Origin of the sequence: Paenibacillus sp. RC84 (assembly GCF_041260495.1) — a bacterium.
GTDB lineage: Bacteria > Bacillota > Bacilli > Paenibacillales > NBRC-103111 > Paenibacillus_F.
The window spans coordinates 311310-325907 of record NZ_JBGBYL010000005.1 but is presented as its reverse complement, the minus strand read 5'-3'; the positions used below and the strand labels follow the sequence as shown (position 1 = coordinate 325907).

The following is a 14598-nucleotide window of genomic DNA, read 5'->3' as shown; positions in this document are numbered from 1 at the left end:
AAACGAACTTATGTATCTTATCGGTCTTTTATCGTGTTGTGATAGATCGGCTTTTGGTCCAAAAAACAAGGGTTGGGTTTTCGCACCCTCTTCTCTACCATATCAGAAATGTAAGAGCCTTCCTACCTATTTTTATCAGGCCAAAAGAATTAGATCGTACGGAAACGCATTTTGAGATGTGAAAGGATTTCAAGGAAGTTTGTAGAAATGCAACAAGATGAAAACCTACAAAAAATTAAGAGTGTTTATATGGGTGCTTCTTTTTTTCCTGTCGCTCGGCGGACTGCGTCTGATCTGGTCCCAAATGACCTCCATCCCCGCTCATCCTCCGGCCGTTAAAGGATCGCTCAATTTGCAGAACTGGGATTTTGCCGAAAATCCGCTGGTAACGCTTGACGGCGAATGGGAATTTTATCCCAATCAACTGATTCCTTTCGAAAGCGGGTCGGAGGCACCGGCGAGGATGCAGGTTTTGCAGGTTCCCGGTTCCTGGGAGCAGGCCTTTGCCACGGAAGCGAAAGACAGCTACCGCTTCGGCAGTTACCGGCTGCGTGTGTCTCTACCCCGTGATACGAAGCTGACATTCAGCATCCGCCTGCCCGATATCCGCTCGGCTTCCGGCGTGTTCGTAAACGGTCAGCCGATCCATCTAATCGGCCGGCCGGCGGAGACAGTCGAAGGCTTTATCCCGGGCTACCGCCCCTCCTTCGTCACGTTTACGGCGGACAGCGGCCAAGCGGATCTGATCATTCATGCAGCCAGTCCGTCCTCTATGAAAGCCGGAGGCATTACGGGTTCGGTCCGTTTCGGTGAAGAGGGCGCCCTGACGCGCACCGTATGGATCGGCATCGGTTCGCAGCTTGCCATCGCCCTCGTTCTGCTGATCCACTCGGCCTATGCGGTGCTGCTTTATTTGATCGGCGCGCAGCGCAAATCCGTCCTCACATTTGCTTCGCTGGGTCTCTTTGCGGCGGTCGCCGTGCTTTTGGACGACGGCAAACCCCTGGCCGTCTGGCTGAATATGGGTTACGAAACCGCCACGAGGACGATATTGATCGCCTACACGGGAATCGCCCTTTGCCTGATTCAACTCGCAAGACTGTGGTTTCTCAAACAGACCGGCAAACGGATTTTTAGAATGCTTCAATTTGTTTATGTCCTGTACACCTTGTTCATTCTGTTCGCGCCCGCTTATATGGTCTCCCGCTCTTCCTTATTTTTAACGTTATCCGGCTTGTCGACGGATCTCGTCTTTCTTGTCCTTATGCTGAGAACGGTAAAAAGGGAAAAGGAGGACGGCATGTTTCTGCTGCTCGGGATTACGGCGGTCGTCTCCAACGTGTTCTGGGCCGCCATAGAGCCGGTAACCGGTCCGGAACCGGATTTTTATCCGCTTGACCTGCTTGCCGCTTTGTTTGCGCTTGCCGCCTACTGGTTTAAACGTTATTTCCGCACTTCCGCCAGGACGGCGGAGCTTGCCGAAAGATTGCAAAAGGAAGACAAACGGAAGGATGACTTCCTCGCTAACACGTCCCACGAACTGAGGAATCCGCTGCACGGAATTTTGAATATGGCTCAGACGGTTCTCCACACGGAACAGGTCAGGCTTACGGAGGACAGCAGAAAAAACATGGAACTGCTCTTGACGGTCGGGCAGCGGATGTCTCTGCTGCTCAATGATTTGCTGGACATCACGTTATTAAAAGAAAACCGCGTCCGCCTGCAGCCGAAGGAGCTGAAAATTCAGTCCGTCGCGGCCGGCGTGGCGGATATGCTGCGTTATATGACCGGCGGCAAGCCCCTGGAACTGAAGCTGGATATTCCCGAAACATTTCCGCCCGTCCTTGCCGATGAGAACAGGCTGACCCAGATCCTGTTTAATCTCGTCCACAACGCTATTAAATTTACGAACGAGGGGACGATTGTCATCGAAGCGCGTGTCCGGGACGGTCACGCCGAAATCCGGATTGCAGACACGGGAATCGGCATGGACGAGCGGCAGTTGGTCCAATTATTTCAGCCCTATGAGCAGGCCGATTCCGGGATTACCTCACCCGGTGGAGGGATGGGGCTCGGTCTTGGCATCTGCAAAAGCCTGGTGGAACTGCACGGCGGCGTGCTCGAAGCTTCCTCCGTGCCCGGGCAGGGCAGTGTATTTTCTTTTACGCTGCCTCTCGCGGAGCCGTTCCGGGCCGCTGTCTATCCGGCTTATCCCGCCGGACCGGACAAGAACGGTCCCTTCGGGCACGACGCCCTGTCCCCCGCTCCCTTAGCGGCCGCCGAAGAAGAACTCTCCCCAGCCAGCCCGACCGGACAGGCCGCGCAAGCCGTCCCGCAAGAGCAGACCGGTTGGCCGGAGAAGCGGCCGAGTATTCTTGTCGTCGACGACGATCCCGTCAACCTGACGGTGCTTCGCAACCTGCTGGCATCCGAAGGCTACCGCGTCGAAACGGCAGCAAGCGGCCGAGAAGCTCTGTCCCTATTGGACGGAACCGGCTGGGACCTTGTCGTCAGTGACGTCATGATGCCGCTCATGTCCGGTTACGAACTGACCCGGACCATCCGCGGCAGGCATACGCTGGCCGAGCTGCCCGTCCTCCTGCTTACGGCACGGAGCAGCCCGCAAGATATTACGGCGGGCTTTCTGGCAGGCGCGAACGATTATGTCACGAAGCCGCTGGGCGCTTACGACCTGAAGGCGCGGGTCCGCTCCCTGATCGGCCTCAAACTGTCGGTAGAAGAACGGCTGCGCATGGAAGCCGCATGGCTGCAGGCTCAAATCAAGCCGCATTTTTTCTTCAACGCGATAAACTCCATCTCCATCCTAAGCGAAATCGACCCGGCAAAAATGAGGTCGCTTCTGGAGCAATTTTCCGCTTACTTGCAAAACAGCTTCGATTTTCAAAACTCAGAGCAGCTTATCCCTCTTCAAAGAGAGCTTGAGCTTGTCCGCTCTTATCTCGCTGTAGAAACCGTCCGCCACGGAAACAGGCTCCGCATCCACTGGGAGATCGATGACATTCCCGGGCTCAGACTTCCGCCTCTATCCATACAGCCGCTGGTTGAAAATGCCCTCATCCACGGGGTGCCTGACAAAAAGTCGGGAGGCGTTATCCGGATCGAAGTGAAAAATCGCGAAAACGGGACGGAAGTCCGTGTTACGGACAACGGCACGGGGATGGACCCGGCAATCCTGGGGAAGCTCCAGGGCGTCCACGCCGGAGAAGAGCGCCGGGGAATCGGGCTGGCGAACACCGACCGCCGGCTGCGGCACATGTACGGCACGGGATTGACGCTCGAAAGCTCTCCCGGTCTCGGGACCGCCGTTTCTTTCTTCATCCCCGCCAGTTCAATGTCAGGCGATAGCTTGCAGCCGCGTAAACAACAGAAAAACTCAGTCTCTCCGGGGAGAGACTGAGTTTTTCTGTTGATTTCCCGCACATCCGTCAGTCCGGCAATCCTTGCGGCGTCTTGGCCGCGGACGGCTCGGCTCCTTGCCTGCCGCCGAATTTGAACAGCACGATGCCGGCGACGATGACCAGCACTCCGATCAGCTTGTTCAGCGTAAACGGCACCTTCTCCAGTCCCAGCCATCCCAGCGAGTCCCACAGCAGGGCAAAACTGAGCTGCGCCGTCAGCACGATTGAAATGGCATATGTCGGGCCCAGAAGCTTCATTCCCTGTACGAGGCAGATAACGACGCCGACGCCGATCATGCCGCTTACCCAATACCACAGCTGCATGTTTTGCAGGGCGAACGTTTGCTTCCCTTCCACCAGCAGACTGATGGTCAACGAAGCCAGGAACCCCATTCCGAGTACCAGGGTCGTCGTTGCCCAAGATCCCGTCCGCTCGTTTACTTTGCTGTTGAAAACCGTCTGCAGGCTGACCAGCGAACCGGCCAGAACCGCCAGCATTATCCCCAGTATCATGGTTTTGCTCCCCTTCTTTCTACAAATAACGCTATTCCCCGCACACGGTGAGGACCGCTAAACTGTATCACTCATAAATATTGTGACCGGCCAGCGCGCTCAGCCCTTCCCGGTCTTTAATCGTAATAAACCCTCTCGTACGCTGAAGCAGCCCTTCGCTGCAAAACTTTTGGATCACCCTGTTCAGATGCCTGTAGCTCGTTCCGATCAAATTAGCCGCATCCATGAGATGAGTCGTGCTCAGTTGCCCCCGGACGAGATTATCCGACTCTTCACAGAAAACCGACAGCAAGTAGCTGGCGAGCCGAACTTCTACCGGATACATCAAATTAAAACTGGAAAAATTCGAGTCGATGTAAAATTTCTGCGTAATAATCCCCAATAAAAATCGCAGCAGCGGAGCGTGATCGTTCCCGTACTTCTTGAGCCAGCGGTGATGAATTCCGATCATGTGAACCGGCGATACGGCTTCAACCGTGTTCACGATATCGCTTCCTCGTATATATTCAATATCCCCGATCACTTCAATCGGCGTCTTGAAGCAGAGAATCAGCGTTTTGCCTTCCGCGGAGGACGTGTAAATTTTAATTTTCCCTTTAACCAGCACATACAAATAGCGGGCCGGCTCGCCCCTGGAACAGATCATCTCTCCCTGCTCGAAGCTGAACAGAGACAAATGAGGGTTCAAGGCTTCGTTAAAAACCGTTTCCAGCCGGTGTTCCCGCAAATAACGGGACAACTGCTCCCGGTCCTGAATTTCTTTCACTGCCGGTCCACCTCCAGCCTTTTCCTTTTCCTTTTCCTTATCCTTTCCTCGAATCATTATCCTATCACAGTTTCAGGATCACGACACCCGCGATCATTAACCCGATACCGATGAACTGCGGCAGCTTCATTTTTTGTTTGGCGACGCCGAACCATCCGTTGATATCGACGAGAAATGTAAGGCTGAGCTGAGCGATCAGCAGCGCGGCAATCGTAAACGTAACCCCGATTTTCTGAATGGCCGTGACCTCGCTGAAAATGATGACCGCTCCCAGTGCGCCTCCGATCAGATAGAGCGGCTTAATCCCTTTGAAACTTTGCAGGCTGCCGTCCCGCACAAAAAGCAGGATAACCAGCGCTATCAGAAAGCCCGTCAGCTGGGTTATCGTGGCGGCCTGCCACGTGCCGATATCGTGGCTGATGCGTGCGTTGGCGACACCCTGCAGCGTAATGCATGCCCCGCCTAAAAATGCAAATAAAATCCCTTTCATTGCGGCCGTCTCCTTCGCTTAGAACTTCTTTCTTATTAAATCCCAGCCATAGGAGTGCAGAAAAGGACATATGTCCTGAAAGTCCATAAAAGGCTTCCAAGCTCACCGGAATCCCGAAAAAAATAACCGGCCTCTCGGGAGGCCGGTTATTCGGGTGCTGCTTTAAAGCAGCAGTGTGCGGAGACCTGCATAAAAACCGTCCGCTTAACTAACGGCACCGGGGCTTAGTCGTTCCTTCGCAAGCTCCGGAGACGGCAAGCAAACGAAGAGGATGAATTAATCTTCCAGTGTAGACAGGTCGCCGGTAGGCAGCCCCAGTTCCCAAGCCTTCAAAACGCGGCGCATAATTTTGCCGGAGCGCGTCTTCGGGAGCTTGTCGCGGAACTCGATTTCACGGGGAGCCGCGTGGGCCGCGAGACCTTTTTTGACAAACTGCTGAATTTCTTTGATCAATTCCTCTGAAGGCTCGTAGCCGTCCCGCAGCGCGATAAACGCTTTAATAATTTCGCCGCGCACCGGGTCCGGTTTGCCGATTACGCCCGCTTCCGCAACGGCCGGATGTTCCACCAGCTTGCTCTCGACTTCGAAAGGCCCGACACGCTCGCCGGACGTGTTGATCACATCGTCGACGCGGCCCTGGAACCAGAAGTATCCTTCCTCGTCCTTGTAAGCGGAGTCGCCGGAAATATACCACGGCTTCAGCCGGTAGTACTCGTCGTATTTCGCGGGATTGTTCCAGATGAGGCGCATCATCGAAGGCCATGGAGCGCGTACCGCAAGGTTGCCCATCCGGTTCGGCGGCAGCTCGTTGCCTTGATCGTCGACGATGGCCGCGATTACGCCCGGGATCGGCTTGCCCATGGAGCCGGGCTTAATCGGCATCGCCGGATAGTTGCAGATGACCTGCGCGCCGGTTTCCGTCATCCACCACGTATCGTGAATGCGCTTGCCGAATACTTTCATCCCCCAGCGCACCACTTCGGGATTAAGAGGCTCGCCCACGGACAGGATGTGGCGCAGAGAGGACAGATCGAACTGCTTGAGGAGATCGTCGCCCGCCGCCATCAGCAGACGGAAAGCGGTCGGAGCCCAGTACCACACCGTGACTTTGTAGGTTTCGATCGTCTGGTAGCTGTCATTCGACGAGAAGCGGCCGCCGCGTACAAGCGAAGTCGTCCCGTTCAGCCAGGGCGCCCACATTCCGTATACGGTCCCCGTTACCCAGCCGGGATCGGCACAGCACCAGTAAATATCGTCCGGCTGGAGATCCAGGACCGTTTTGGCGGTATGAAGATGCTGGATCATCGCGTTATGGACGTGCAGAACCCCTTTCGGTTTGCCGGTGGAACCGGATGTGTAATGCAGCTGCATGCCGTCTTCCAATCCAACCCACTCGATTTCCAGCTCATCGGACGCTTTTGCCATCAGATCATCGTAGGAAATTTCCCTGTCGCCCGGCTCGCTGTTCTCGCCGACCACGATGACATGCTTGAGCGCGGGCAGCTCGGAAACGGGAATGCGGTCTTTAAGCGCAGGGGTCGTGACAATAGCTACGGCTTCGGAATCCAGAAGCCGATCCTTCACCGCCGCTTCCATAAAAGCTTCGAACAGCGGGCCGACGATCGCCCCGATTTTTACGGCCCCGATATAAGCCGTATAGAGCTCCGGAGAACGCGGCATAAACACGAAAATACGATCTCCTTTGCCGATGCCGAGAGACCGCAGAGCATGACCGAATTTGTCTGAAAGTGTTTTCATTTGTGCAAACGTATACGATTCATTCCGTGCCGCGTCCGTGTAAATAAGCGCCGTTTTGTCCCCCCGGCCTTCTTCCACATGGCGGTCAAGCGCCTCGTAAGCGATATTTACTTTCCCCGTGCGGGACCACGTAAATTCCTTCTCCACATCCGCCCAGTCGAAATTGGCGTACGCCTCTTCGTAATCGGCCAGATTATTACCCGATGTAAGAACCGGTATGATTTCCTGTTCTTCCGTTTGCATCGTCATCCTTGCACTCATCCTCCCATTTTCTTTCCCGAATTCAATTTGTAATTTATCCTAATAAATTCCATCGGAATTGATTATATCTTACATTCACGGACACGACAATAAAAAACGGACGAAGAAACGGCATTTTACCCGGAGGTAACCGGCCCATGATTGTGCCCTGCCGCAGCGCGCCAGCCCTCTCTTTTATTGACAATGATAATCATTATCAGTATACTGTTGTTTGGAAAAGGCTACCCTTACAACCTACATATATGGAGGAATTCTACCGTGTTTAATCTCAAAAAGTCCGGCACGCTCGCTTTATGTATCCTGCTTCTACTTGCCTTGACGGCAGGCTGCGGCAATAAGGAGAGCGCACAGCCCCGCCAGCAAACGGTCACGGACGGGATGGGTCACCAAGTGAACCTACCTGCCGAGCCCAAGAACATTATCGCTTCTTACCTGGAAGATCCCCTGCTTGCCCTCGGCATCAAACCCGTGGCCCAATGGTCGGTAAAAGGCGGAAACGTACAGGAATATTTACGCCCTCAGTTGGAGGGAATTCCCGCCATCCCTTCGAATCTGCCGCCGGAGACCGTTCTCAGCTTCAACCCGGACCTGATCATCCTCCGCCCGGAAGCCGCCGCTCAAGAGAGTCTTTACGAGCAGTATGCGAAAATAGCCCCTACCTTTGTCCTCTCGAAGGAGGACGCCGACGATTATAAAAAAACATTAACGAAAATGGCCGAATTGTTAAACAAAAAAGAGGAAGCGAAAAAAGCGCTGGATGCCTACGACCGGAAGACAAAAGAGTCAAAAGACAGCTTGCAGAGAACGCTCGGAGACAAAAAAGTCGCGGTTCTGTGGCTCACCAAGAAAACCTTCTACGTCGTCAACGGAAATGTTTCCAGCGGAGCGGTTTTGTATGGAGACTTGGGCTTGAACAAACCGAGCCTGCTGAATTCCTTGCCGGACTCCAAGGCCAATTGGGTGCCCGTTTCGCTGGAGAAGCTGGCCGAGCTGGACGCCGATTATCTTTTTCTCGTCAATTACGATAAAGGCCAGGCCGGAAACCTGGAAGAAGACCTCTGGAAAAACATCCCGGCAGTTAAAAACGGTCACGTTTATGAGATCGCTTCAACCAGCAGTTGGCTGTATAACGGCGTCATCGCGGCCGAGAAAATCGTGGACGACGTCATGAAAGCGCTGCGTCCTTAACGACCGGACTCCATTCACACCTATACCGCCTGCTGACGTTCGCACTGCCTGCGTTCCCCGTTCCGGTTCCGCTTCGGCAACGGACGGCTGCCTTCTTGTGCAGGATTAGGCGGCCCCTATGGGCTTCGCCTCTAAAGTACCGTTTCGCAGAAAATCAAGCGTCTCCAAGAAAAAAAAGGACACCGGGGCAGCCTCCCCGATGTCCTTTTTACATGACGGTTATCCCACGGTGACGCGGTAATAATCGTTTACGCTGCGCTCGACGAAGCCCACCGATTTGTATAAACCCAGTGCGCGGTCATTGCTCGCCGCCACCTCCAGAGCCAGCTTGCCCGTAAGCCGGTTCGACTCCGCTATGGAAATCGCTTTGCCCAGGATCACTCTGCCGTGACCTTGTCCGCGGTATTCCGGGAGCACGCAAAATCCGGAAATAAACCCGCCGTCGTAGAGCTGAATGTTGATTTTCCCGATGGGAATCCCCTCAAGCTCGGCAATCCAGAAGCTTTCTCCGGCCGCGGCCAACTTCTGTTCGTTGAATCCCCTGGCATCCGATTCCGTGACGCCGAACCCGGCAACGTCCAGCCGGATCGCTAAGTCCATATCCGCTTGCTCCGCGGGACGCAGCTCGATTTGACCGGCAGAAATGACGGAGTTCAGCACGTCCCGGTCATAACCCGAGGGCAGCTCCATCCAATACTCGGAAAATTCATAAGCAGCTCCGGCATATCCGGCGAAAGAGCGCCCCGACTCCGACCCCCGCTGCACAATAAGCAGTTGTTCGGGTATTCCGCGCTTCCGGCATTCCTCGTCGGCCGCTTCGAGCAGCTTCCGAAAAATTCCCCGGCGGCGGTATTCCGGGTCCACCATGCCGCTGATTTCCGCTTCGCTGCTTTTAAAGGCAAACAGCGCCAGAAAACCGACTGCTTTTCCGTTCTCGACATAAAGCCAGTCGCTGCATTCTTCCGCTTTCCGGTTCTCGAGCATATCCCAGTTCAACTTTAACGTAATGGAATCGTATTCGTTACAGCGCTTTTCCAGCTCTTTCACTTGTGCCAATTGGTCGTGGGTTAAACGATTTACAGGTAGAACAATTCCGGTATCCGGCATTCAGATTCCCCTTATCCATGTAGTAAGAGCCGTGAAGGCTCCCGGTCCTATCCATTGTAAGCGAAAAATAGACCGCGCCGTTAAGGTGGATTTGATTATAGTCGTTTTTTCGGCCCGGGCGGCTGGTCATACCTTAGAGGCTTATCGCGCGCGATTGAGGCGGCAGACATACGGCGCGGCTCCCGGCGCACGGTGCGGAGCCGCATGACGGTGAGGACCGCGCCGCCCGTCTCGGCTCCTTCAAGCCCGCAGGGGGCCGGGATCGGAAAATGCCCCTGCTCGCGGCCGAGATTTCGGCCGTGAGCAGGGGCTTCTTTTAATAAGCGGCGGCCAGCGCTTTTTTTAAGAAGCGTCCGGTATGGGAAGCTGCGACCGCCGCCACCGTCTCCGGTGTGCCTGCGGCCACCACTTCTCCGCCCTTGTCTCCCGCTTCGGGCCCGATATCGACGACCCAGTCGCACTCGCGAATCATGTCGAGATTATGCTCCACGACGATAACCGTGTTGCCCGCGTCGACCAGCTTGTTCAGAAGCACGAGCAGTTGCCGGGTATCCCGCGGATGCAGGCCCGTCGACGGCTCATCCAGCAGATACAGCGTGTGCTGCTTCGTTTTGCCGCCCAGCTCCTTGGCAAGCCGGATCCGCTGCCCTTCTCCTCCCGACAGGGTCCGGACCGACTGCCCCCAGTGCAGGTAACCTAATCCCACTTCAGTCAAAAGAGCGATTTGTCCGTCCATCTTGATTCTGCCCTGCAAGAGAGGCAGGCTTTCCTGAACCGTCATGTTCAGCAGGTCCGAAATGGAGTACCCGTTGCAGGTGACTCGCAGCACTTCTTCCTTGAACCGACTCCCCCGGCAGACCGGACAGCGGACTTCAAGACCGGGCAGGAAGAACATGTCCATCGGCACAACACCGAGCCCCTGACAGTGCTCGCAGCGGCCGCCCGGCGTGTTGAACGAGAAATGCTTGGCGGTAAGCCCCGCCCGCTTCGCTTCGGGCAAGCCGGCATACAGACTCCGCATCGCCGTGAATACGTCGGTGTAGGTCGCAACGTTGGACCGGCTCATCCGGCCGATCGGCGACTGGTCGACCGTCACGATCCCGCCGATGCCGCCGAAACCGGTGATGCTCCGGCAGCCGCGGCGCTGCTGCTCGTCGCTTCCGCCCGCGGCCACCAGACCGAAAAGCAGGGTCGACTTTCCGGAACCCGATACGCCGGTGACGGCGGTCAGACAGCCTAGAGGAAAGGACACGTCGATATGCTTCAGATTCCGTTCATAGGCATCGTGAACGTTCAGAAACCGGCCGTTTCCCGGCCGTCTCTGCCGGGACAGGGACGCGGTCATGCCGGAAGACTCTCGCAGGAACGCTCCCGTGACGGAATCGGGGGTGGCCATAAGCTCCGCGAGCGTCCCTTCTCCGACGACACGGCCCCCGAAGCTTCCCGCACCGGGGCCCATGTCGATCACGTGGTCCGCGGCCTGCATCATTTCGACGTCGTGCTCGATGACGAGTACCGTGTTGCCGAGGTCTCTCAGCTGCTTCAACACGCCAATCAGCCCTTCGGTATCCCGCGGGTGCAGCCCGGCCGTCGGCTCGTCGAGGATGTACAGCACGCCGGTCAGTCCCGAGCCGAGGATGGAAGCGAGCCGGAGACGCTGCGCCTCTCCGCCGGAGAGCGATACCGTCTGACGGCTCAGGGATAGATAGCCCAGGCCGACAGCCACGATCCGCTCCGTCCGGACGGTCAGATCGTGCAGAAGCGAACCGACCATCTCCCTGGCCTCGGGCTGCAGCTCTCCCATCAGCCGCTGCAGCCAGCCGAGCGCATCCTGGAGCGCCCAGCCGGAAATATCGGAGATGGAAGCGCCGCCGACCGTCACCTGCCGGATGCTCCCCTTCAACCGGGCGCCGTGACAGGCGGCGCACGTCTCTTCAAGGAACAGCGCCGACTCGCCCGATTCGCCGCCTTTCTCCTTGTAGCGTCTCCAGATGCCGGTTACTACGCCTTCGAACTTCCCGCCGCTGACCGACTTGGGCGGCTTTACGTCCGGAAAATGCCCGGAGAACGCCTCGCTCTCGACACCGTAGTAAAGCAGGTCGCACTGGACGGCCCCGTATTCTTTAAGGGGCAGATCGGCATCGAAGGTGAAGCCGTAATGTTCCCCCGCCGCTTCGAGGATCGACAGGTTGTATTTCGTGATCATGTCATACCATGCCGTTACACAGCCGTTCCGCAAACTTTTCTCCTCATCGAAAACGGCATCCATGTTCAGTGTAACCGTATGACCGAGACCGCCGCATTCCCCGCAGGCGCCTTCCGGCGTGTTGTAGGAGAAATACCGGCGCGTAAGACGTTCCATGCCGGAGCCGCAATGCGGACACTTCACGGCCGGCTGCATGTCCTCCCCGTCTTCTCCGTCCCCCTGTCCGGCCGCTTCCCCGTCAGGTGCCGGTACGAAGCGCTTTCCGCAGTCCGGACAGGGCCGCTCGCCCAGTTTCTCGTAAATGACCCGCAGGTACGTATGAATATCCGTAATCGTACCGACGGTCGATCTCGGATTGCGGTTCGTGACATGCTGCCCTACGCTGATCGACGGGGATAACCCTATAATCGCGTCTACCTTCGGCTTGGCAATAGCGTCCGAGGTCATGCCCATCGACTCCATATACTGCCTCTGGCACTCGCGCTGGAGCGTATCCATGGCCAGCGTCGATTTGCCGGAGCCCGAAGGTCCTGTCAGCACGACCAGTTTGTATTTCGGAATGCGAAGCGTCACGTTCCTCAGATTGTTTTCCCGGGCTCCCCGGATCAAGATCTCGCTGCTCACAAATAAGTCCTCCGTTCGTATTTGATTCTTCTTCCTTAGTAGAAGCATTTTTTCCAGCCACACAACCTTATTCTATAACATTCATGCAAATGAGAAGGTTCAAGTCTTTTGGGCTTGCTGTATCAGGCACTTGCTTACAAAATGTGTAGCCATGCACTTTAAGGTTCTAAACGAATTGGAACGACAACCGTGCGGCAAAAATCCCCCGTTCTGCGTACAGAAGCTCTTCGGCCAGGAAAATGGCGTGCTTGATGCCGATGACTTCTTCTCATTCGACGAATGATTGGACGGAAATAAAAAGACACAGCACGTACACGTGTTGTGTCTTTAAACCGCAACGGATAGCTGCCGGTGTCCGGTCCGTATGTATTCTTTTTTTATTCGGGCGGGCCGTAAAATTTTTCAACCCGCGCTCGCATACATCCGGGTACTTTTTAACTCGCAGGGGTCCGTTGGTTCTACACCGTGATTTCTATGCTGTTTCCTTCCGGGTCCAGAACAACACTTTCAAAATAGCCGTCGCCGGTTACTCGGGGCTCGCCCTCGACCGTATATCCGTCACGTCTTAGCCGTTCCGTCAGCTCCACGACCTTGTCTTCGCTTCCGACCGAGAAGGCGATATGGGCATAGCCCAGGTAAACCCGCCCCTCATCTTTCCCGATACACGCCGGTTTGGTCATCAGCTCCAGTCTTGCACCGCTTTCGAACTGCAAAAAGTACGATTGAAACTGTTTCTTGACGTTCGTGTACTTATCGCCCGCCGATGCGCCGAAATAAGTTTCATAAAAGGCTTTCATCTGCTCCAGATCGGCCGTCCATAGGGCCGCGTGCTCGATTTTCATAAAAATCGCCTTCCCTTCCGTAAAATAACCGGTGATCGTCCGGCGGCTTGCGTGACGGCGAATTCAAGCTGCGCTTCGACGCTGTAATTGACCGCCCAGACATCTTTGGCGTAGCGTCCGTGCGTCTGCAAGCCGTCCAGCCACTTCCGGGCTTCGTCCGGGCTTACCTGATGGATATTCGCGTAAGCCTGCCGGATTTCCTCTTCCACGTCCGGCGCCATCCGGCTTCCGTCTCCGCATACATACAGCCGCCCGCCTTGTTCGAGCAGAGTGATCAGCTCCGCCGCATTCTCTTTCATCAGGTGCTGCACGTACGTCTTCGGCGTTCCTTCCACTGAGGGATCGGGCGCCCCCCGAATTTCACACGGACAAGGAGAAACGGTCCATGCTTGTCGAAGTAGTCCTTCGGGATATAACGGCTTATAAACGGAGGCGGACTATGAAAGTTAAACGAATCATTGCGAACCTGGAATCGCCGGAACTTGCGGCGGCCAAACGTTTTTATCAGGAGGCGCTCGGTCTCGATTTGCTGATGGATCACGGCTGGATCGCAACATACGGGAACCGCGAGACGATGAACGTCCAGATCAGCATCGCTTCGCAGGGAGGCTCCGGCACCCCTACACCCGCTCTATCCATCGAAGTGGACGATCTGGAAGAAGCGCTTGCACGCATGGAGAAGGCCGGCTTTCCTGCGGAGTACGGCCCTGTTGACGAGCCCTGGGGGGTCCGGCGTTTTTTTGTGCGCGATCCGCTGGGCAAGCTGGTCAACATTTTGTCCCATGGGCAAGAAGAATAAGCCCTTGTAAGCCCCGCTTGCGGAATATCGTTTTAAGATCCTGGCATAGAACGTCAAAAGCCGCATTCGGCCGTTATCGCAACGGTTCGAGTGCGGCTTCCGCCTGTCCCGGCATGCTTATCCCTTCAGCCGGAGGGCTTGTATGAACATAGCCAGAGCCGCTAGGCACGCGGCCGTACGAACATGATTCCAGGCGGTCCATTTGACGACATAACGCGACCACAAGTCGGCACCTTCCGCGCTTCCCGGGTTCACGGCATCGAGCGTGTTATTCAGCGGAACGTTGAACACCATCGTTACCGCAAAGCCGGCGGCATAAACCAGGCTGCCTGCCACTAACCAGCCGCTGCCCGGCTCTCCCCAGTTCAAGCACGAGGCGACCGCCAGCACGCAGTTTAACAAAGCCGTTCCCATAAACACGATGCCGAACAAGGGATTCAGAATGGTGACGTTGATCGACTGCATCGCCGCAATGCCCTGCTCCGCCGGTATCCGGGCGAGTGCGGTCATAACGAACGCCGAGAAGGCGAAAAACAAGCCCGCGTTCAATCCCGAACCGAGGGCGGAACAAAACGTTAAAACCGTAAGCAAACTGCCGCTCATTACGAATCTGCTCCTTCCGCTG

Annotated in this window: 12 protein-coding genes; 3 read left to right on the top strand and 9 right to left on the bottom strand. The window is 55.9% G+C overall.

The annotated features are described in order from the left end of the window. Positions 1–217 precede the first annotated feature (217 nt). Positions 218–3418 (top strand): ATP-binding protein, encoded by a 3201-nt coding sequence (locus ABH899_RS14075; protein ID WP_369997138.1) that lies wholly within the window; start codon positions 218–220, stop codon positions 3416–3418. A gap of 28 nt (positions 3419–3446) precedes the next feature. Here ABH899_RS14075 and ABH899_RS14070 read toward each other — a convergent pair whose 3' ends face one another. From ABH899_RS14070 to acsA, 4 genes are all read right to left on the bottom strand, one after another. Then, positions 3447–3932 carry a DMT family transporter gene (locus tag ABH899_RS14070; protein ID WP_369997136.1) on the bottom strand — a complete coding sequence of 162 codons (486 nt, stop codon included), beginning with the start codon at positions 3930–3932 and terminating at the stop codon, positions 3447–3449. A 67-nt stretch (positions 3933–3999) separates the two neighbouring features. After that, positions 4000–4698 (bottom strand): Crp/Fnr family transcriptional regulator, encoded by a 699-nt coding sequence (locus ABH899_RS14065; RefSeq protein ID WP_009674241.1) that lies wholly within the window; start codon positions 4696–4698, stop codon positions 4000–4002. Between the two features lie 64 nt (positions 4699–4762). Continuing rightward, entirely contained in the window at positions 4763–5188 is a 426-nt protein-coding gene (locus ABH899_RS14060; protein WP_009674265.1) for a DMT family transporter, read from the bottom strand. A gap of 276 nt (positions 5189–5464) precedes the next feature. Beyond that, entirely contained in the window at positions 5465–7195 is a 1731-nt protein-coding gene (gene acsA, locus ABH899_RS14055) for an acetate--CoA ligase (RefSeq protein WP_369997132.1), read from the bottom strand. Between the two features lie 270 nt (positions 7196–7465). Here acsA and ABH899_RS14050 point away from each other — a divergent pair, with 270 nt between their 5' ends. Further along, a complete protein-coding gene (locus ABH899_RS14050) occupies positions 7466–8395 on the top strand; it encodes an ABC transporter substrate-binding protein (RefSeq protein WP_369997129.1) in 930 nt (309 codons plus the stop codon). A gap of 219 nt (positions 8396–8614) precedes the next feature. On the opposite strand, the gene ABH899_RS14045 is transcribed toward ABH899_RS14050, so the two are convergent. The 4 genes from ABH899_RS14045 to ABH899_RS14030 all read right to left on the bottom strand — a co-directional run bounded on the left by ABH899_RS14045 (position 8615) and on the right by ABH899_RS14030 (position 13509). Continuing rightward, positions 8615–9502 (bottom strand): GNAT family N-acetyltransferase, encoded by an 888-nt coding sequence (locus ABH899_RS14045; protein ID WP_369997126.1) that lies wholly within the window; start codon positions 9500–9502, stop codon positions 8615–8617. A 316-nt stretch (positions 9503–9818) separates the two neighbouring features. Continuing rightward, positions 9819–12332 carry an excinuclease ABC subunit UvrA gene (gene uvrA, locus ABH899_RS14040; protein WP_369997123.1) on the bottom strand — a complete coding sequence of 838 codons (2514 nt, stop codon included), beginning with the start codon at positions 12330–12332 and terminating at the stop codon, positions 9819–9821. Between the two features lie 458 nt (positions 12333–12790). After that, positions 12791–13174, bottom strand: a complete 384-nt coding sequence (locus tag ABH899_RS14035) for a VOC family protein (protein ID WP_369997120.1) — start codon at positions 13172–13174, stop codon at positions 12791–12793. After that, complete coding sequence (locus tag ABH899_RS14030; protein ID WP_369997117.1) at positions 13171–13509, bottom strand: NADPH--cytochrome reductase; 339 nt, start codon at positions 13507–13509, stop codon at positions 13171–13173. Before ABH899_RS14030 ends, ABH899_RS14035 begins: the two co-directional genes overlap by 4 nt. A 104-nt stretch (positions 13510–13613) precedes the next feature. Between ABH899_RS14030 and ABH899_RS14025 the strand changes: the two genes are divergently transcribed. Next, a complete protein-coding gene (locus ABH899_RS14025; protein WP_218228727.1) occupies positions 13614–13973 on the top strand; it encodes a VOC family protein in 360 nt (119 codons plus the stop codon). A 117-nt stretch (positions 13974–14090) separates the two neighbouring features. On the opposite strand, the gene ABH899_RS14020 is transcribed toward ABH899_RS14025, so the two are convergent. Then, entirely contained in the window at positions 14091–14576 is a 486-nt protein-coding gene (locus ABH899_RS14020) for an anthrone oxygenase family protein (protein WP_369997113.1), read from the bottom strand. Positions 14577–14598 lie beyond the last annotated feature (22 nt).